Consider the following 19,657-nt stretch of genomic DNA (forward strand, 5'->3'; position numbering starts at 1 on the left):
ACGGCAATGCCTCACGTTATCGTCAAACTCTACCCGGGCAGGTCCGAACAACAGAAGCAGGCGCTCGCACGGGCCCTCACCGAAGCGGTGACACGCACGCTCAATTCCGGCGAAGACTCGGTCTCGGTCGGCATCGAAGATGTCACCCCGAACGAGTGGACGGCAAAAGTGTACAGGCCCGACATCATCGACAAGGCTGACACGATCTACAAGAAGCCCGGCTACGACCCGCAGTGAGCTGATGCTGCTGTGATCGCGCACAAGGCATTGTGATCGGCAGCCGTACCCGATCGGGTTCGGGTCTGCGCGGGCGGGACGCCCGAGTTGCGGGCTGGCGCCGTCGCAGCTAAATGCCGCCGTGAGAATTCGGAGAACCAGCGTATGGCCATCGTCTTCATTACCGGGAGCGCGGACGGGCTCGGCCGGGCCGCGGCGCAATCGCTGCTCGATCAGGGCCATCGGGTGGTGCTGCATGCGCGCTCGGCCGATCGCGCCGCGGCGCTCGGCGAGCTCGGATCGCGCGCGGCCGGGATCGCGGTGGGCGATCTCCGCAGCGCCGAGGAGACGCGGCGCATCGCAGACCAGGTCAATGCGATCGGGCGCATGGACGCGATCATCCATAATGCCGGCGTCTATTCTCAACCGGATCGCGGCGCGACTCCGGAAGGACATGCCACCACCCTCGCCATCAACACGCTCGCGCCGTACATGCTGACAGCGCTGATCGAACGCCCCGCCCGACTGGTGTATCTCAGCAGCGGGCTGCATCGCGGCGGAGAAGGCTCGCTGACCGATCTCGACTGGACGACGCGCCCGTGGGATTCGGCAAAGGCCTATGCCGAGACCAAGCTGCACGTCGTGGCGCTGGCCTTGGCGCTGGCGCGGCTCTGGCCAGAGGTGCTGAGCAACGCGGTCGATCCCGGTTGGGTGCAGACGAGAATGGGTGGGACGAGCGCCCCTGTCGACATCGAAACCGGACAGCGGACCCAGACCTGGCTGGCGGTCAGCGACGATCCCGAAGCCCTGGTCAGCGGACGCTATTGGCATCACCTCCGGCAGCAGGAACCGGCCGAGGAGGCAGTCGAACGGACGTTCCAGGACAAACTCATCGCCAGATTGGCCGAATTGACCGGTGTCACGCTGCCGTAGTTCAGGTGAATCTCAGGGCCGAACCCGTCACGCGCTTGGGCCGACAGAGCAACACGCCAGCCTTGACCATTTCCTGCTGCAAACGACGCCCTGGATGGAATTCCATCCTGCGCCACTTGCGCGGAACCCACCCGCATTTTTGGAATGGCTCGGGCCATTGTGCCGTCTGCGGCAATGCACAATTGACCCTCACCTGTCCTCTCCAAGGGAAGAGCCGATGAGCACATCGAAACTGTTCGAGCCGTACAAGCTTGGTCCGATCACTCTCGCCAATCGCGCCGTGATGGCACCGTTGACGCGCAACCGCGCCGTCGAAGGCCTGGCCGCCGGCCCGCTGACCGCCACCTATTACGCCCAGCGCGCCAGCGCCGGCCTCTTGATCTCCGAGGCCAGCCAGGTCTCGCAGCAGGGCCAGGGCTACCAGGACACGCCCGGCATCTACTCCAAGGAGCAGATCGCCGGCTGGCGCAAGGTCACGGACGCGGTACATGCCAAGGGTGGGCGCATCTTCATCCAGCTCTGGCATGTCGGCCGCATCTCACATGTCTCGCTGCAGCCTCATGGCGGCGCGCCCGTCGCCCCGTCGGCGATCGCCGCCAAGACCAAGACCTTTGTCGGCGGCGCCTTCACCGATGTCTCGGCGCCCCGCGCGCTAGAGCTCGCCGAGATCCCGGGGATCGTCCAGGCGTTCAAGCAGGCCGCGCTGAACGCGATCGAAGCCGGCTTCGACGGCGTCGAGATTCATGGCGCCAACGGCTATCTGCTCGACCAGTTCGCCAAGGACGGCGCCAACAAGCGCACCGATGCCTATGGCGGATCGATCGAGAACCGCGCCCGGCTGATGCTGGAGGTCGCCAAGGCGGTCTCGGAGGCGATCGGCGCCGACAAGACCGGCATCCGCCTGTCGCCGGTGACCCCCGCGAACGACATCTCCGATTCCAATCCGCAGGCCCTGTTCGACTATATCGTCGACCAGCTCAACGCGCTGAAGCTCGTCTACATCCATGTCATCGAGGGCGCGACCGGCGGCCCGCGCGACGTGGCGCCGTTCGACTATGCCTCGCTGCGCAAGCGCTTCAAGGGCACCTACATCGCCAATAATGGCTACGACCTCGCGCTGGCCAACAAGCAGCTCGATGCCGACGCCGCCGATTTGATCGCGTTCGGGCGGCCCTTCATCGCCAATCCGGACTTGGTCGAGCGGCTCAAGCAGAACGCACCGCTCAACGAGCTCGATCGCGCGACACTCTATGGCGGCGGCGCCAAGGGCTACACCGACTATCCCACGCTGCAGGCGTCTCAGGCAGCAGAATAGCGCCCGGCGTCGCGCGTTCACGCCCCGCAAACCTGGTGAGACCGCCGCTCTGCGGTCTCACCACCACTTTGGATGGTCCCCCTCAGGTCATGCTTCCCGGCAGAAAGCAGCGCACTTCGATGCGCAGCACCTTGTCGAGCTGGCGATAATAGACCGGCCAGACCATCGTCCGGCCGGCGCGATTGGGCCCGGCGACGACAGCGTCCTCCGGAACGTCCCACCATAGACCTTCAATCCGCACCCGGTAGCGGCCATCCTGCATCTCCCAATCGATATCGGACAGCGCGGTCCCGTCCGCATCCGAGCAGCACGGCCCCTTGGCCGAGCGAAGACTTTCGAACCAGGCCTTGAGCGGCGAGTTCGCATAACGCCCGTCGAGATCGCGCGCCGTCGCGTCGCATCGGAGCGGACACCACATCGCGAGACCGGCCGAGAGAATGAGCAACGCCATGGCTCCGAGCGTGCGACGGAGGACGGTCGGCCGACGCGAGGCCATCAGTCCTGATGCGCTGATCGGTTCGAATGTTGACGGCCGGTCGGACATGTCTGCACCTCGTTGCTCGCTGCAAAGGATGCGCAACAGTTCGATGAGCTTCATGGCGGAAGTTCGTAGTTGGCGAGGACGATCGGCGTGCATCGCGCAGTCGTCGTAAATTCCAATGCCAAGCGCTGAGCTGTTCTCGGCAAGCCCGGGAGAACCTCCCGGCACCCACCATGATCAGGGCCGATCACGACATGCGGTCGTCGTCCGACGAAGAGGCGCAGCGAATCAGCTTCCAGGCCTGCTGTTCGACAGGCATCCATACGACGAACGAAGAGGCCGGGATTGCTCCCGGCCTCTTCGCGAGCTGCCGCGCACGTCCATCCGGTGCGGGGGAGCTCAGAACTCGGCGCGAACTTTCAGCACGGCCGACTGCTCGAGATAGGCGCTTCCCACCACGGCGTTGTAGCCGAGCGAAAGCGACTGCCGGTCGCCGAACGCGATCAGCTTCAGCGCGGCGCCGAGCTCAGCCGTGTCGCGCGTGGGCGATGGTCCGGCGGCGAAGAACGTGCCGGCGCCTCCGGCAAAGCCCGCGGTGACGGTCTGCGCCGTGTTGCCGAATTCGTGCCGCCATGCCGCGAGCGTCTCCAGGCCGAAGCCGTAGGTCGATGTGACCAGAAGCGGAATCGTCGAACGCAGGCCCAGATTGGAGCGGACCGAGTTGGTGGTCTGCTTGGCGATGGTGAGCGCTGCCCCGGCCGCGCTGGCCTCGGTGTAGCCCTGCTGGTCGAGATGAGCGAACGCGACCCCGGCGAAGGGCGTCAGCACGGCCTGATCCACCTTCACGGGGACGCCGAGCTCGGCGCGGCCCACGGTCAACCATCCCTTGTGGCTGCCCGACACGCTGTCAGCAAAGCCCGCGAAGCCGATGCGGCGCGTGGTGGTGTAGTCGAGCAGCGCGACGCCGGCGGATCCGCTGACGTACCAGGACGGCTGAACATAGGCGCCGTACACCGTGCCCTGGTAATGCTGGATGCCGACCGAGTCGCCCGCTGCCGTCTTGTCGTCCATCGCGCTGGCGGCGTAGCCGAACGCGGCGCCGATGCGTGACGCGCTGCCGATCCGTTGATCGATGCCCGCCACCAGCCCGCCGGTGTTGCCGGCATAGCCCGCGACACCGCCGACCTCGCGCTGCGAGATGTTGGTGCCGATCAGGCTGCCCCACACCGTGCGCTCGGGCTCGGGCACCACGGCCGGCGCCTTCAAGGTCGGACGCGCTTTGGTTGGGGCAAAGGCCAGCAGCACCGAGGTCAGCGGGTCTGTGTCATCGGCGAAGGCCGAGGCGACGCGCGCGTTCGGCGACGCGCCGGCCGCCGCAGCCGTGAGGCGGTTGTCGATCTGGCCCTGCAGCAGCGCGGCAGTCGCCAGCGGGACCTCGATCTGCGCCCCGTTGACGAACGGGCGCAGCTGGTCGCCGGCGCGGCGCACCTCGTTGTCGCTGCGCAGGCTCTGGACCGCGCCGCCCAGCGCCTGCAATTGCGCGTTGCCGCCGCGATAGCCGACCAGATGATCGAGTGCCGCGAGGCTGCTCGGCGAGAGTCCGGCGATGCTCGCCGGTGACCGCACATTGGCCTTCAGCAACAGCGCACCGGTCGTGCTATCCGCATTGAAGCTCACGAGCGCGCCGGAAAAATCGACGTTGAGCGGCGCGGTCGAGACCGAGGTCGCCACACGGTAGACATCGCCGTCGCGCACGATGCCCTGAAGCCGCGGGGCGATCGTGCCGGTGCCCGCAAAGGCCAGCCTGCCACTGATGTTGCCGAGATTGGTCGACGGCGCTGCCGCGGTGCCGCCCGGTCCATAGATCGTGGTGCGCAGCACGGCATTGTCGACGAGCTGCACGCCGTTGACGCTGCTGACCGTCACCTGCGATTTCATCAGATCGAGCATGCCGAAATTGACGACACTGGCGAGGCTCGTCACCCCGTCCAGTGTCAGCGCGTTGCTGCCGATGCCGTTCCGAGCCACGACATTGCCGCTAAAACCGGTGCCCCTGAGCAAGATGGTGTTGGACGCCCCCCTCTGATCGATGATCGTGATATCGCCATCCAGCCTGCCGCTGTTGACCAGCCTGAAATTGCGCGCGCCAGAAAAGCTGGCGGCCTGGGCGGTGGTCGCGGCACAGAGCGGATCGGTGGTGTTGGTGCCGGCGGCCGGACAGGCCCTGCCGCCCGCATCGGTCCCCGTCCCCGAGCTGCTGAAGGTGCCGGCCGCAGTGCCTGCGATCCCCTTGGTGAACGACCCGCGCGAGGCGCTCTGGTCGACCTCGATCTTTCCGGAGATCGTGCCGCTGTTGGTGACGTTGTGCGCGCCCGAACCGAGATAGAGGTTGCCCTGGATCAGCCCGGCATTGGCGATGACGCTGTCGCGCGGACCCGAATTGGAGCCGCTGCCTGTCAGCGGAAATGCCTGGCCCGACGCTCGTCCAGCCGCGGTTGTCAACGGATTGGTATCCAGCGCCAGGATGTCGCCCTTGATGACGCCGCCTGCCGTGTTGGTCAGGTTCAGCGTCTTGGTTTCACTCACCGTCACATTGCCATTGCTATCGAACGCATAAAGCGGCGTGTCCGGGTTGCTGCCGGCAACCGTCCTGAACTCGGCGCCGGCGAAGACGGCGATCGCCCAATGGCCGTCGTAGAAGCGGCTCGCCGCCGTCCAGTCCGTGTTGGCGATGATGCCGGAGTTGGCGATGATCGTCGCGGCCCGGCCGTAATAGGCGGCAGCAAAATGGCCGGTCGCCGACACAGTCCCGCCGGCCCGGTTGTTCAGCACGAAGCTGTTGGTGTTGTCGTCGGAATAGAGCGCCGAGATGATCGCCAGATTGGTGCCGTTATAGCGCGCCGTCGCGGTGGCCCCGGTCGAGACGGTGAGCCGGGCCGGATCGAACGTACTGAAGACATTCTGCGTCGCCGCCAGCGTGCCGGTGTTGTTGACCGTAAACCTGTTGACCTGACTGTCGGCGACGACGACGTGCAGCCGGCCGGCGCTCAGCTGGCTGGTGGTGAGGCTGAGCCAGCCGGCATTGTTGATCACCACGTTGTTGACGGCCGGGTTCTCGGCATTCGAGAAGTTGGCGGCGATCATGCCGCGATCGGCGAGACCCGCCTGGGTGTTGGTGACGAGGGTGCGGTTGGCTGTCGCGTCCAGCGTGATGATCGCCGTCGGCGGATTTGGATTGTAGCCCCTTGCGGGGAAAGCCGGGTTCGCCGGCGTGTAGGCGTTACTTCCGCTCGCGGGCGTCGCGGTAGCCGCTGCCGCGTCATATACCGTGACGGCCGTTGTGATGCTCCCACTGCAACTGGCGGCCACACCAGGCGTCGTACATTCGGCCTTTGCGCCGCCGGTCGTCATCCATGCGGACAGCAGCACAACGCCTGCGGCAGCCGCTTCGCTGCGCTTCCTGATCTTCGAATCCAACTGCCGTCCCCCGAGCTACGCAAAAATTACTGATTAGTTATTTGTTTCTGAATTTATCTGAACAATACCGTGCATGAGCAAGGCGAAAGTTTCTCGGCACACGCAGGATCAAATCCAATGCGCGACGGAAATTGTCCCGCTCGCAACGCGATGTCTCATCGGACTGTTCTCGCGTGATGTATTCGTCGCGACGCCAGCGAGCGCCAGCCAACGCCGTGGCTCTGCACGGATCGCAACGATCAGGCCGGAGCGAGCCAAATAAAAAGGCCGGGATTGCTCCCGGCCTTCAGCCGCGGTGGGGATCGGCCGCGGCGGCGCAAACGCGCAGCGATTATCCTGCAGGCGTCCGCACGCTTTAGAACGTTGCCTTCAAGCCGGCATAGACCGCGAGCGGCATGCCCGGCAGCATGCTGCGGGGATCGTTGAAGGTGACCAGATTGGCCGCCCCCTCGGTCGAATTGTTGAAGCCTTTCGGATCAAACACCGTCCCGGCGGAATAATAGCGCTTGTTGAAAAGGTTCTGCACCATCCCAAACAGCTCCACATTCTTCGTCACCTGATAGGACGTATGCAGATTGACGACCCAGTAGGCCGGCACCTTGGGATAGGTGTTGGCGTCGTCGCGGAGCAGATACTGGCTGCCGATATAGTTCATGTCGGCGCCCACTTTCCAGGCGTCGGTCACGGCATATTCGGCACCGAGTTTCAGACGATGCGCGGGGATGGCGGGAATGTGACTGCCGGGCAGCACGGCGACGACGGCCTGGCGATTCGGATCGTTGACGCTGAACGAACTGCGGAACGTGGCGTCGACGAAGGTGTAGTTGGCGTAGGCGGCCCAACGATCCCAGGTCAGGTCGACCTTGGCCTCGACGCCCTGACGCAGGGTGGTTCCGGCATTGGTGAAGTAGCCGGCGTTCGGACGCGCCAGGCTGGCGACATTGATGATATCGTCGGAGTTCTGCGTCCGGAACAGGCTGATACCCCACCTTAGCCGCCAGCCGTCATTCTCGACCAAGGGCGGCGCTTTGCGATAGGGCGCAACCGCCGCATAGGCCGAGCGGCCGCCGGAGATCTCGCCGCGCAGACCACCTTCGATCGTCCGCGACACCACCTGCTTCAACGGCGGATCCGCGATCAGGAAGTTGTCGATCAGACAAGGATTGGCCGGATCAGAACAGCCGAGCTCGAGCGGCGTCGGGGCGCGATTGGCCTCCGAATAGCCGGCATAAGCGGTGAGGCCGGGCGTGAACTTGTAGGTGAAGCCGACCACCGGATTGAAGCGCTGGAAATTATTGCGGCTGTTCAGCGCCGGATTGAGGCCGGTCTCATCCTGCAGATTGATCTGAGCATAATTGAAACGGCCGCCGGCGGTGAAGGCCAGCTGCGACGTGATATCGAACGTATCGGTCGCATAGACGCCCACATAGGTGTTCTTCGCCCCAAGGTTCACCGGCGCGACATTCGCCTGCGGCTGATCGATGAAGACGCCGGTGCCGGTGACGAAGAAGTTGCCATCGACGGTTCCTAGCTCGGACGTCGCCTGGAAGTTGGAGCGGCCGTGATCGACGCTGCTGCCCACCACGAAATGGTTGTCATGCCCGAACAGCTGGGCGGTGTTGGCCGCCTGCAGCGAGCCGCCATAGCTGTTCGACTTGGTCCAGTTGCGATCGATCGCACCGAGCGCCGTGTTGGCCGGCAGGTTATTCACAGACGCGCTATTGCGATTGATCGGAAACTCCGCCCCCGTGGCATCATCCTGAAAACAGAATTCCCCGGGGAACGCCCCATTGTCGTCGCAGGCCTGGGCCTCAGTCCCGTTGCCGTCGACATGGGACGCGCGGTAGGCGCGGTAATAGGCGTTGGCCTGGACGGTCCAGGCATCGGTCGGCGTCCACTTGGCGCTTGCCTGCAGGAAGGCGAGTTGCAGACGGGTCGACTGCGGCCAGGTGTAGACGCTGGACCAGCGCTGATTGAGCATCTGGATCGGCGTCGCCGCCACCGAGCCCAGTTTGTTGTCGGCGCCGGTGAACGACAGATGGAATTCGGTTGTATCACCGCGCAGACCAAGGTCGGCATACATGCGCCGGACCTGCGACGAGGACGAGTGATCGCGCCAGCCGCGGTCATAGGCGCCTTCTGCCGCGACATAAGCCGACACATTGCCGTTGGTCCAGCCGGTCTGCGCGCCGGACTGAATGCGGCCATAGGAGCCTCCCCAGAGCTGCGCCTCGGTGCCCTGATAGGTGAAGCCGTTCTTCATCTCGATCGACAGCGCGCCGCCGGTGGCGTTGAGACCGAACAGCGGATTGTTCGGCATCAGGGTCATGCGCGCGATCGCCATCTCCGGGATCAGGTCCCAGTTCACGACATCGCCGAACGCCTCGTTGATGCGGCTGCCATTCTGATACACGGCAATGCCTTGCGGGGTGCCCGGCACGGGGGATGCCGTCGCGCCGCGATAGTCCAGATTGCGCTGGAACGCGTTGCCGGATTGGTCGCTCAGCGAGACGCCCGGCACCGAGCGCAGAATGTTATCGAGCAGCGATGGCGCGCGGCTGTGATCAAGCTCGCGCGCGCCGATCGTCTCGACATTGGACGGGACCTTGTCACGGTCGATTTCGGCGCCCGGCACCGGCGCCACACCGACAACCTCGATGGTCTGGAGTGTCTGCTGCGCGAACGCAGCCGCAGGTAGCAACGCACACGTGGCAAGAAGCGCGCTCTTCAGCGCTGACAGTCTGGTCAAGACGTCCCCCAGTTTCTTGTCTCCCGCTTCCACGCACGCCCACGCCCCTGGGCGGCCAGCACGTGAAGCCGGTCGGATGACACGATTACAAACGTTATTATTGGTAAATAGCGGCCATGTTCCTCGCAACGGGCAATATTCTTCGCCCCATAGGGACAATCTTCCCGTAACCTTAGATGGGCAATCATTTTGCCAAGCCGTCTCCACGGAGCGGCCGCATTGTCGCCGCGGGTCCGGTTTGCAACGGAACCTGCATGGTGGACGAACGCCCGGGGGATACCGGTAGCCAAGGAAGAGACCTTCATCGGATGTATCGCGTTCTGCTCGTTGACGACCACCCGGTCGTGGTTGCGGCCTGCCGCTGGCTGCTGAGCGAGGCCGGGATCGGGGAGCTGTCCGAAGCGCATGATGCCGAAAGCGCCTATGAAGCCTTTGTGCGCGAGCGCCCGGACGCGGCGGTGGTCGACCTTCGCCTGCAGAGCCAGGAATTGGGCGGGATCGGCCTGATTCAGCGCATGCGCTCGCACGACCCCGGGGCCAGGATCCTGGTCTTCAGCATGCTCGCCGACCCGCGAATCGTCCGCTCGGCGATCGACGCCGGCGCGAGCGGCTATCTGCTCAAGGATGCACCGCCGCACGAACTGCCGAAGGCGCTGGATCAGATCCGATCGGGCGGCACCTATCTCGATCCGCAGCTTGCCAAGCGCATTGCGTTATTGCGCAAGGAGGCCGACGGCACTGCAGCAACAGCGCTGACCCAGCGTGAGCGTCAGGCGCTCGCGCTGCTCGGGCAGGCGAAATCCTATCAGGCGATCGCGGATCAGCTCGGGATCAGCTACAAGACCGTCATCAACCTGACCTACCGGCTGCGACAGAAGCTCGGGGCCCGCAGCCTTCCGGACTTGGTTCGGCTGGCGGTCGAGATGTCGCGCCCGAGCCTGTAAGAGGCTGTGACAATCTCGGCGACCGGATGTTCATACGACTTGCCGGCCCACGACGCGCATCCGCCTTCAAAGCCGCGTCGCGCATCCGCCTCAAAAGTCGCGCATCCGCCTCAAAATAAAAGGGCCCGCGACGGTTTGCCATCGCAGGCCCTCCTGATCAGCTTTGGTCGGCCCGCGGCGGGCCGCGCGCCTCACTTCAACAGCTTGGCCACCGACTTCAACTCTTTCGAATCGAGCGTGCCGTCATTGTCGGGATCGGCGGCCTTGAAGCGTCCCTCGACGAGCGCGAGATATTCGTCCTTGGTCAGCGTGCCGTCATTGTCGGGATCAGCAGCCTTCAGGTCCTTGGCCGACACGCGGCCGCGGAGCTCCTTGGCATCGAGCGTGCCATCATGATCGCGGTCGAGACGATCGAACAGCGCCCCCGCAGCGGCACGAACCTCGTTCATATCGGCAGTGCCGTCCTTGTCCGGGTCGATCGAGGTGAGCAGCTTGGAGGTGGCGGGCGCGCTGGCCGCCATCGTGGCCGTGCCGACCATCGCCGTCATGGCCACAGCAGCAGCCGCCGTCATCATCAGTTTCCAATTCATCGAATTGATCCTCTGTCTCCGCCGTCCGACCAGGGCGGCGATGAATGGCGCAGTAACAACTCATGCGAGCATCATCGGCTTCGCAGACGACGCAACACGCACGCCCTGACCTATGAGACGGTTTCCGATTTCGCAAGTGCAATAGCGAGACGTTCGGGAATTTGACGCGGCTGCCGGGACTAGAACCTCGGGCCATGCAGGAAATAGCGCCCGGGGCGGTCGCGACGGGGCGACATCTCCAGGTCGGCGCCGGCCTCGCCCCGGCTGTTGGCGACGACTTCGCGTCCTGGCTGCGCAGCGCGCCGCCGCTGTGTCCCGCGGTGCACCATCGTGTCCACGCTGCCCTTCACCTCCGCGGCTCGGTTGACGGGACGCCGCAACGACACACGCCTGGCTCGCGTGACGTGACCTCCGGTCTCCGCTGCATCCGCCGCCGTTGCTCTCCCGCCACTCCTCCGAACGACCTTGTGCCTTGTACAGCCGGCCTCGGATGTCGCGCAGATCTTATTAGTCGTCTTCATGCCGGGATGGGTGTGCTGCCACCAGGCCTCCAATTCGTCGCGCAGTGACGGCCCTCGCGCGAGCGCACGGTCATCCGGCAGCAGCATGACGGACAGCAGGAGAATCGCGATCACCCCCAGCCTCCTCGACTGAGCGAAGGACCGGCGGCGATGACCAATGGTTTTGAGCACAGGGGAGTCCATTCTCTAGCTGATTCAAGAGTCGGCGTGCATGCGGCCATGGATGTTTTCCCCGCTCTATGACCTCAATGTGTTTGCACGGCGCCACATTCATTGCCGCGCTGCGATTGATTCGCGTGTTGGTCGCCACATTGCGCCGGTGAAAAAGTCCCGTCCGCCTTGCCAAAACATCCCTATTCCCGCGTCATGCAAGCACGGAGCTTTGGAATGCGGCACGCGGCGGCTCATCGTTTCCCGAGTGCGTCACCTTTCAGCCGGCCGCACCGCATGTTTTCGCCGCGTCGACTCGATAGCTCCTCGTCCAGGGGGAGCACGAGGATATGCAGTCGGCCGGCATCGCAAAACAACAACAACAAAGACAATCGCGATGGTGCGTGACCGCTGCTGCCCTTCTGCTCAGCCCCTTCGGCGCGTCAGCCGAGGAGATCCAGGGCAACGACCCCGCCTCGCCCGGGCATTTCCAGATCGAGCAGCGCTTCGGCTATGTCACCACGTTCAATCCGCAGCAGCAGAATGGCGGCCAGCGCGTACCGCAGCGCGCGATCACCGGCGAGACCGAGATCGGCTATTCGCCGACCGAATGGTATGAGATCGCGCTGACGTCGCCTTACGCCTTCGCGCGCGCCAATGTGCCGATGACGCTGGGCAATGTGATGGACAATGGCGTGCCCGGCTACTCCTTCCAGTCCGGCGGCGTGACGATCAGGCAGACTTTCATCCAGGGTGATCGCCTCGAACGCACGGTCTTTCTCGGCCTGGTGTCGCGCACCATCCTGGCGCCGCAGGGAGGACTCACGCCGGATCTGTGGGTCGCCAACAAGGCAGGCGCCGGCCAGCCGGGCGCGCCGCGCTTCGTTCAGGAAGCCACGCCGCGCGTGGCGCAGATGTTCACGCCGATCATCGGCGTCAATCTGCCCAATGATTATCAGTTGATCTTCAACGCCAACATGACCTTCGGCATCGACGGCGCCGGCTCGGCCTTCGAGCCATCGGTCCGCTTCGTCAAACGCCTCAACGACCGCTGGACCGTTGGCATCGAGCACTTCTCCAATCTCGGACCAATCGGCCATATCCTGCCGTGGAACCAGCAGATGCAGACGCTCTATGCGGTCGCCGATACCAAGTTCAAGGGCTTCGAATTCAGCTTCGGCGTCGGCTACGGCCTGACCAATGCCTCGCGCGGCCTCGCGGTCAAGACCAGCATCGGCAAGGATTTTTGACACGGACCTGATCTGCCGCGGCATCTCATCTTCGATCACAACACAAGGAAGCTCATCATGCGTCGCCTCGTCACCACCTGCGCTGTTCTCATGCTGGCCGGCTCGGCCGCCTTTGCCGAGGACGGTCCGCGCTTTCTCAACCGCACCGGCCAGACCATCGTGAAAATGTATTTGGCGGCAGCAGGCACCAAGAGCTGGGGCACCGATCAGTGCAAGAACGACGACGAGGGCGAGGTCGACCACAATGAGCGCATGACCTTGGTCGGCGTCAAATCCGGCCGCTACGATATCAAGCTCGCCGACAAGGCCGGACGCACCTGCGTGGCCAAGAACATCGAGCTCAAGGAAGGCGCGCAGTTCGTCGTGCGCGATACCGATCTCACCGAATGCTCGAAGTGAGCAGACGATCGTGAGGCCGCTCAGCGCGGCCTCATATGCAACGGCACCGAGCGTGTTTCCTGCGCCTGTTTCATGACGGGCGGAAAGCGCGGAAACGGTGCGGCGCGTTCGATGATGGACAGCGCCGCGCGATCCAGCGCCGGCGAGCCTGAGCTGCCAGCGAGCCGGCGCGACACCAGCCGCCCGTTGCGATCAATCACGACATTGACGATGGCGGTCCCGCTTGCGCCATTGCCGTCGGACGGATAGGCGACGTAGCGGCGGATATGCGCCACCACTTCGGCATTCCAGCTTGCCTGCCCCTCGCGCGCACCGACACTGTCCTCGCCAGGGTTGGGAGCAGATGCGACGCGCGACGGACGGCTCGCCTGCGCCGCAGCCGGCTTCGGCGGTGCGGGCTTCTTCTCGGCCTTCTCCTGCGTTTCCTTCTTCTCGACCGGTTTGCGCTCGACGCGCTCGGGCACCGGGGCCGGCTTCTGCTCCGGCGGTTTGGCCTCGACCGGCTTGGGCAGCGGCGGCGGCGGCAACACGATGTCATCGACGCGTGGCGGCTCTGGCGCCAGCGCAACCTGAGGCGCGGGCTCGGGCGCGGGAGCGACCTCGGGCACCGGATCCGGCTGAGCCATGAGCTGCGGCTCCGGATCAGGCGGAGGCTGCGGGACCGGCTCGGCCACGGCTTCGCGCGCGACGGGCTCCTCCTTGACCGGCTCTTCCTTCGGTGGCTCGACCGGCGGCGTGGGATCGGCCGGCGGCGCCTCCTGGGCCACGGGCGCGGGATCGCTGACCACGGCCGGCGTGAACACCACATCGAAGGCCGGTGCCTCGGCGCGCCCTTGCACCGCAGGACGCAGCAACAAATAGCCCGCCGCCAGCCCGACATGCAGCGCGGCCACGACCAGCGCGGCGACGGTCCACAACGTCCGCTCGCGGCGCTCGTCATCCTCGAACGGATCGAGCGTCAGGACGCTCACGGCACGCTCCGGTCTTCCAATGCGACCAGCGCCACCTTGGTGTAGCCGGCGCGCCGCAGCGTGTTCATCAGCGCCATCACCTCGCCATAGGGCAGCGTCTGGTCGGCGCGCAGCAGCACCCGCTGGCCATGGTCGGACTTCGTCGCGGCATCGAGCGAGGCGGCAATGTCGGCCTGCGCCACGCTTTGATCGCCGACCGCAAGCGAACGGTCGGCCTTGAAGGTCACGAAAACCGGCGTCTCCGCGCGCGGCTGCGGCTCCGCCGAGATCGCCGGCAGGTTGACCGGGATATCGACGGTCGCCAGCGGCGCGGCCACCATGAAGATGATGAGCAGCACCAGCATGACGTCGATGAACGGCGTCACATTGATGTCGTGCGTCTCCTCGAACTCATCAGGACGCTTGGCGAGCTTGACGGCCATCGCTCACTCCGCCGGATTGGCGATCGACAGCAGCGACGTATCCACCGCCCGGATCGCGCCACGCCGCGCTTCGGTCGAGGCCGCGTGCTGACGATCGAGATCGCGGCTCAGCAGCCGCATCACGGCCACCGACGCATCGGCGATGACCGCGCGATAACCGCCGGTTGCGCGCGCGAAAAGGTTGTAGATGACAACGGCCGGGATCGCGGCCGCCAGGCCGAAGGCGGTGGCCAGCAGCGCCTCCGCAATGCCCGGCGCGACCACCGCGAGGTTGGTGGTGTGGGCATGCGAGATGCCGATGAAGCTGTTCATGATGCCCCAGACGGTGCCGAACAGACCCACAAAGGGCGCCACAGCGCCCACGGTGGCGAGAATGCCGATGCCGCGGCCGATCCGGGCCACCGCAGCCGCCTCGACCCGCTCGAACTGCCACGCGACGCGCTCCTTGATGCCATCAGCCGGAAGGCCGCGTGACTTGTCGATCTCGTCCTCGGCGACGGCGAGCAGGCGACCCACCACCCCCTCTTGCGCGGATTCGGATCCCGCCGCATTCGCCAAGGAGTGGGCCGTGACCGCGGTGCCGAGCGCAACGCGCGCCACGCGGAGCGCCGCACGGAGCTGAACCGTCTTCACGACCAGAACGGTCCAGGTCGCGACGGACGCGAGCGCCAGCCCGATCATGACCGCCTTCACGACCATGTCGGCCTGCAGGAACATGGTCCAGGGGGACAGCGCTTCCGGCAGCGTGCTCGCGAGACTGGCGATGTTCGCCTGGTCCATGGTCCGACTCCCTCGCTGGCCGCGTGGTTTGATGATCCCGAATCCGGATGTGCGATCGCATCGCGCGACGCCGGATCAGTCGTGGCCTTGTTGTTTCGCGTCGTTGGGGCAAAGTCGCGGCGAAGACCGCAACAATTCCACTGCGGAAGAGTGCAGCCTGTCCTCATCGCCTTCAAGGCACTTGCGACGTGGAATATGTCCCGGATTGCTCGGGAATAATTCCCGGACGGAACCATGCGCGGCTGCGGGCAAAACAAAAGGCCGGGATCGCTCCCGGCCTTTCGATCTCTCTGGTCTTCCGCTCCGCCGTGACGCCGCGGTGTCGTGGACTGCCCGGTCAAGCCGGGCGGTCACGGTGGTGTGCGATCACTTCGCTTCGGCGCGCTTGGGCGGGCTGGCCGGCCACGACTTGATCAGCGTGTCGTAGTCGATCGTCTCGCCCTTCGGCTTTTCGTTCGCGAGCTTGCGCTGCGGAGCGATGTTGCCGTCCTTGGCCGACTTGTTGAACCAGAACTCGGCCGATTCCTTCTTGTTCAGCTTCGGACCGCACTCGCCCTGCACCTTGGACTTCTCGAGACGCTCAAGGACAGAGTCCTGGGCGGCTGCGAGCGCATCCATCGCGGCTTGCGGGGTCTTCGCACCGGACGACGCGTCGCCGATGTTCTGCCACCACAGTTGCGCCAGCTTCGGATAGTCGGGCACGTTGTTGCCGGTCGGGGTCCACTGCACGCGCGCGGGCGAGCGGTAGAACTCGATCAGGCCGCCGAGCTTCGGCGCACGCTCGGTGAACGACTTGTCCCAGATGTCGGATTCACGGATGAAGGTGAGGCCGACATGGCTCTTCTTGAGGGACACCGTCTTGGAGACGATGAACTGCAGGTACAGCCAGGCCGCCTTGCGGCGATCCGGCGGGGTCGACTTCAGCAGCGTCAGCGAGCCGGCGTCCTGATAGCCGAGCTTCATGCCTTCCTTCCAATAGGCGCCATGCGGCGACGGGGCCATGCGCCATTTCGGCGTGCCGTCCGCGTTCACGACCGGCAGGCCGGGCTTCACCATGTCGGCGGTGAAGGCGGTGTACCAGAAGATCTGCTGGGCGACGTTGCCCTGCGCCGGAACCGGGCCGGCCTCCGAGAAGGTCATGCCCTGCGCCTGCGGCGGCGCATACTTCTTCATCCACTCGAGATATTTGGTGATCGAGTAGACCGCCGCCGGTCCGTTGGTGTCGCCACCACGCTCGACCGAGGAGCCGACCGGACGGCAGCCTTCCATGCGGATGCCCCATTCGTCGACCGGCAGGCCGTTCGGGATGCCCTTGTCGCCGTTGCCAGCCATCGACAGCCAGGCGTCGGTGAAGCGCCAGCCGAGCGAGGGGTCCTTCTTGCCATAGTCCATGTGGCCATAGACCTTGACGCCGTTGATCTCCTTGATGTCGTTGGTGAAGAACTCGGCGATGTCTTCATAGGCCGACCAGTTCACGGGCACGCCGAGGTCGTAGCCATACTTGGCCTTGAACTTCGCCTTGTAGTCCGGGTTGGTAAACCAGTCGTAGCGGAACCAATAGAGGTTGGCGAACTGCTGGTCGGGCAGCTGATAGAGCTTGCCGTCCGGCGCGGTCGTGAACGACTTGCCGATGAAGTCGTTGACGTCGAGATAGGGATCGGTGACGTCCTTGCCCTCGCCCTTCATGTAGTCCGACAGCGCGATGGTCTGGCCGTAGCGGAAGTGAGTGCCGATCAGGTCCGAGTCGTTGATCCAGCCGTCATAGACGTTCTTGCCGGACTGCATCTGGGTCTGCAGCTTCTCGACGACGTCACCTTCCTGGATGATGTCGTGCTTCAGCTTGATGCCGGTGATCTCGCTGAACGCCTTGGCCAGCGTCTTGGCTTCGTATTCGTGGGTGGTGATGGTCTCGGAGACGACGTTGATCTCCATGCCCTTGAACGGCTCGGCCGCCTTGGCGAACCACTGCAGTTCCTTCAGCTGCTCTTCCTTCGACAGGGTCGAAGGCTGGAATTCGCTGTCGATCCATTTCTGGATCGTGGCGTCGTCCGAACGGGCCGGCGCGGACAGCGTCATGGTCGCGGCGAACAGCGCGACAGCGCTGGTCATCGCAAGATAGCTCGCCTTGGTCAGGTGATGCTTCCTAGGTTTCAAGTGTCGCATGGTTTCCTCCTTGCAGCGACAGACGTATCCAGGTCCGGGTTGCCCCCGGATCTGCCCCTTTTCACCTGCGTCAGACGGTGCGGAAGATCGCAACGGCTGACGCAAGCGAAATTGCGGTCGCGAGCCACAGGCTCGAAACCTCAAACCCTTCCTCACCGATCGGCAAGGTCGCAATCGTATCGGTGCCGACCAGGCCGATCCATGCGAGATGGATGACGGCAGCCGTGATCAGCGAAATGAACAGGCGGTCGCCGCGCGTGGTCGGAATGCGCAGCACACCGACGCGCTCCGCCTCGGGATAGCGCGCGGCCAACAGCGTCATGACGCCGAGCGTACACGCCAGCGCCACGAAGAAGATCGCCGTCGGCGCGGTCCAGGCCATCCATGCGATGCTGTCCATGGCTATCAGCTCCAGGCGGTGGTGAGCCCCCTCCCCCGCTTGCGGGGGAGGGTTAGGGTGGGGGCGCCGCGCGTCCGGCTGCCCGAGAGGAGAGATGCCACCCGCATCGCATCTGACGACGCGATTCGGCCTCCCCCGCAAGCGGAGGAAGCGGAACGGAGGCTATGGCGTGGCACGTGCATCATCACACCCGTCCCAGCGCGAAGCCGCGCGCGATGTAGTTGCGGACGAACCAGATGACGAGCGCGCCGGGGATGATCGTGAGCACGCCGGCGGCCGCCAGCAGGCCCCAATCCATGCCGGACGCCGAGACGGTGCGGGTCATCACCGCCGAGATCGGCTTGGCATCGACCGAGGTCAAGGTGCGCGCGAGCAAGAGCTCGACCCAGGAGAACATGAAGCAGAAGAAGGCCGCGACGCCGATGCCGCTCGCGATCAGCGGCACCAGGATCTTCACGAAGAAGCGCGGGAACGAGTAGCCGTCGAGGAAGGCGGTCTCGTCGATCTCGCGCGGCACCGACGACACGAAGCCCTCGAGGATCCAGACGGCGAGCGGAATGTTGAAGATGCAATGCGCCAGCGCCACCGCCCAGGGCGTATCGAACAGGCCGATCGCCGAATAGAGGTTGAAGAACGGCAGCGCATAGACCGCAGCCGGCGCCATGCGGTTCGACAACAGCCAGAAGAACAGGTGCTTGTCGCCGAGGAAGCGGTAGCGCGAGAACGCATAGGCCGCCGGCAGCGCCACCAGGATCGAGATCACCGTGTTGAGAATGACGTATTTCAGCGAGTTGATGTAGCCGGAATACCAGCTCTCGTCGGTGAAGATCCGCATGTAGTTCGCGATCGTCGGCTGATGCGGCCACAGCGTCATCGTCGTGACGATCTCGTTGTTGGTCTTGAAGCTCATGTTGACGAGCCAATAGATCGGCAACAGCAGGAAGACGAGGAACACCGCCATGATGACGCGACGGCCCGGAATCGTGTTCATCACGCGCCCCCTTCGGCCGGCCGGCGCTCGGCGTCGGCATTGGTCATGATGGTGTAGAACACCCAGCACACGATCAGGATGATCAGGTTATAGACCAGCGACAGCGCGGCCGCCTTGCCGAGGTCGAACTGGCCGAGCGCGATCTTGACGAGCTCGATCGAGATGAAGGTCGTCGAATTGCCGGGCCCGCCGCCGGTCACGACGAACGGCTCGGTGTAGATCATGAAGCTGTCCATGAAGCGCAGCAGCACAGCGATCAGCAGCACGCGATGCATCTTGGGCAGCTGGATCGCGGTGAACACCGCCCAGCGCGAGGCGCCGTCGATCTGCGCCGCCTGGTAATAGGCGTCGGGAATCGATTTCAGGCCGGCATAGCACAGCAGCGCGACGAGGCTCGTCCAGTGCCAAACGTCCATCACGATCACGGTGGCCCAGGCATCGAGATCGTTGGAGACGTAATTGTAGTCGATCCCCATGCTCGTCAGCGTATAGCCAAGCAGGCCGATGTCGGGCCTGCCGAAGATCTGCCAGATGGTGCCGACCACGTTCCACGGAATCAGCAGCGGCAGCGCCAGCACGACGAGGCAGAAGGCGACGGTCCAGCCGTCGCGCGGCATCGACAGCGCCACGACGATGCCGAGCGGCACCTCGATGGCCAGGATGGCGAGCGAGAAGATCAGGTTGCGGCCGAGCGAGGCGAGGAAGCGACCGCCGAGATCGGTCGAGGGATCGAGCAGCTCCTTGAACCAGCCGACGCCGTTCCAGAAGAACTGGTTGTTGCCGAACGTGTCCTGCATCGAATAGTTCACGACCGTCATCAGCGGCAGGATCGCGGAGAACGCGACCAGCAGGAACACCGGCAGGACCAGGAACCAGGCCTTGTTGTTGATGGTCTTGTCCATCTC

At 64.7% G+C, this 19,657-nt stretch carries 18 protein-coding genes; 6 read left to right on the forward strand and 12 right to left on the reverse strand.

Going from position 1 to position 19,657, the window contains the following annotated elements:
- The first annotated feature begins 6 nt into the window (after nt 1-6).
- The 3 genes from HL671_RS02425 to HL671_RS02435 all read left to right on the forward strand — a co-directional run bounded on the left by HL671_RS02425 (nt 7) and on the right by HL671_RS02435 (nt 2,464).
- Nucleotides 7-237, forward strand: coding sequence for a tautomerase family protein (locus tag HL671_RS02425; RefSeq protein WP_041750527.1), 231 nt, complete (start codon nt 7-9; stop codon nt 235-237).
- Between the two features lie 144 nt (nt 238-381).
- Nucleotides 382-1,149 (forward strand): SDR family NAD(P)-dependent oxidoreductase, encoded by a 768-nt coding sequence (locus tag HL671_RS02430; RefSeq protein WP_172235493.1) that lies wholly within the window; start codon nt 382-384, stop codon nt 1,147-1,149.
- A 217-nt stretch (nt 1,150-1,366) separates the two neighbouring features.
- The gene (locus HL671_RS02435; RefSeq protein WP_172235494.1) at nt 1,367-2,464 is read left to right on the forward strand and encodes an alkene reductase; all 1,098 of its coding nucleotides are present in this window, start codon (nt 1,367-1,369) and stop codon (nt 2,462-2,464) included.
- A gap of 82 nt (nt 2,465-2,546) precedes the next feature.
- Here HL671_RS02435 and HL671_RS02440 read toward each other — a convergent pair whose 3' ends face one another.
- The 3 genes from HL671_RS02440 to HL671_RS02450 all read right to left on the reverse strand — a co-directional run bounded on the left by HL671_RS02440 (nt 2,547) and on the right by HL671_RS02450 (nt 9,171).
- Nucleotides 2,547-2,915: a hypothetical protein gene (locus HL671_RS02440; RefSeq protein ID WP_172235495.1), complete on the reverse strand. Its 369-nt coding sequence runs from the start codon at nt 2,913-2,915 to the stop codon at nt 2,547-2,549.
- Nucleotides 2,916-3,344: 429 nt separating this feature from the next.
- Complete coding sequence (locus HL671_RS02445) at nt 3,345-6,422, reverse strand: autotransporter family protein (RefSeq protein ID WP_172235496.1); 3,078 nt, start codon at nt 6,420-6,422, stop codon at nt 3,345-3,347.
- A gap of 355 nt (nt 6,423-6,777) precedes the next feature.
- Nucleotides 6,778-9,171: a TonB-dependent receptor gene (locus HL671_RS02450; RefSeq protein ID WP_172235497.1), complete on the reverse strand. Its 2,394-nt coding sequence runs from the start codon at nt 9,169-9,171 to the stop codon at nt 6,778-6,780.
- Between the two features lie 308 nt (nt 9,172-9,479).
- Here HL671_RS02450 and HL671_RS02455 point away from each other — a divergent pair, with 308 nt between their 5' ends.
- The gene (locus tag HL671_RS02455; RefSeq protein WP_172235498.1) at nt 9,480-10,115 is read left to right on the forward strand and encodes a response regulator transcription factor; all 636 of its coding nucleotides are present in this window, start codon (nt 9,480-9,482) and stop codon (nt 10,113-10,115) included.
- Between the two features lie 191 nt (nt 10,116-10,306).
- Here the strand turns inward: HL671_RS02455 and HL671_RS02460 are convergent, their stop codons facing one another.
- Complete coding sequence (locus tag HL671_RS02460) at nt 10,307-10,663, reverse strand: EF-hand domain-containing protein (protein ID WP_012042442.1); 357 nt, start codon at nt 10,661-10,663, stop codon at nt 10,307-10,309.
- A 221-nt stretch (nt 10,664-10,884) separates the two neighbouring features.
- Nucleotides 10,885-11,340, reverse strand: coding sequence for a hypothetical protein (locus tag HL671_RS02465; protein WP_172235499.1), 456 nt, complete (start codon nt 11,338-11,340; stop codon nt 10,885-10,887).
- Nucleotides 11,341-11,780: 440 nt separating this feature from the next.
- Between HL671_RS02465 and HL671_RS02470 the strand changes: the two genes are divergently transcribed.
- Nucleotides 11,781-12,626 carry a hypothetical protein gene (locus HL671_RS02470; RefSeq protein WP_172235500.1) on the forward strand — a complete coding sequence of 282 codons (846 nt, stop codon included), beginning with the start codon at nt 11,781-11,783 and terminating at the stop codon, nt 12,624-12,626.
- A gap of 57 nt (nt 12,627-12,683) precedes the next feature.
- Nucleotides 12,684-13,025, forward strand: a complete 342-nt coding sequence (locus HL671_RS02475; protein WP_041750526.1) for a hypothetical protein — start codon at nt 12,684-12,686, stop codon at nt 13,023-13,025.
- 20 nt (nt 13,026-13,045) lie between these two features.
- On the opposite strand, the gene HL671_RS02480 is transcribed toward HL671_RS02475, so the two are convergent.
- The 7 genes from HL671_RS02480 to HL671_RS02510 all read right to left on the reverse strand — a co-directional run bounded on the left by HL671_RS02480 (nt 13,046) and on the right by HL671_RS02510 (nt 19,654).
- The gene (locus tag HL671_RS02480; RefSeq protein ID WP_172235501.1) at nt 13,046-13,996 is read right to left on the reverse strand and encodes an energy transducer TonB family protein; all 951 of its coding nucleotides are present in this window, start codon (nt 13,994-13,996) and stop codon (nt 13,046-13,048) included.
- Nucleotides 13,993-14,418: a TonB system transport protein ExbD gene (exbD, locus tag HL671_RS02485; protein ID WP_012042437.1), complete on the reverse strand. Its 426-nt coding sequence runs from the start codon at nt 14,416-14,418 to the stop codon at nt 13,993-13,995. Before exbD ends, HL671_RS02480 begins: the two co-directional genes overlap by 4 nt.
- Before the next feature lie 3 nt (nt 14,419-14,421).
- Nucleotides 14,422-15,198: a tonB-system energizer ExbB gene (gene exbB / locus HL671_RS02490; RefSeq protein WP_172235502.1), complete on the reverse strand. Its 777-nt coding sequence runs from the start codon at nt 15,196-15,198 to the stop codon at nt 14,422-14,424.
- Between the two features lie 366 nt (nt 15,199-15,564).
- Nucleotides 15,565-17,307 carry an ABC transporter substrate-binding protein gene (locus HL671_RS02495; RefSeq protein ID WP_172235601.1) on the reverse strand — a complete coding sequence of 581 codons (1,743 nt, stop codon included), beginning with the start codon at nt 17,305-17,307 and terminating at the stop codon, nt 15,565-15,567.
- A gap of 124 nt (nt 17,308-17,431) precedes the next feature.
- Nucleotides 17,432-17,761 carry a DUF2160 domain-containing protein gene (locus HL671_RS02500; protein WP_012042434.1) on the reverse strand — a complete coding sequence of 110 codons (330 nt, stop codon included), beginning with the start codon at nt 17,759-17,761 and terminating at the stop codon, nt 17,432-17,434.
- 184 nt (nt 17,762-17,945) lie between these two features.
- Complete coding sequence (locus tag HL671_RS02505) at nt 17,946-18,752, reverse strand: carbohydrate ABC transporter permease (protein ID WP_012042433.1); 807 nt, start codon at nt 18,750-18,752, stop codon at nt 17,946-17,948.
- Nucleotides 18,752-19,654 carry a carbohydrate ABC transporter permease gene (locus HL671_RS02510; protein ID WP_172235503.1) on the reverse strand — a complete coding sequence of 301 codons (903 nt, stop codon included), beginning with the start codon at nt 19,652-19,654 and terminating at the stop codon, nt 18,752-18,754. The genes HL671_RS02505 and HL671_RS02510 overlap by 1 nt, the downstream gene beginning before the upstream one ends.
- Nucleotides 19,655-19,657 lie beyond the last annotated feature (3 nt).

It is taken from the genome of Bradyrhizobium denitrificans (assembly GCF_013179005.1).
GTDB classification, from domain to species: Bacteria; Pseudomonadota; Alphaproteobacteria; order Rhizobiales; family Xanthobacteraceae; genus Bradyrhizobium; species Bradyrhizobium denitrificans.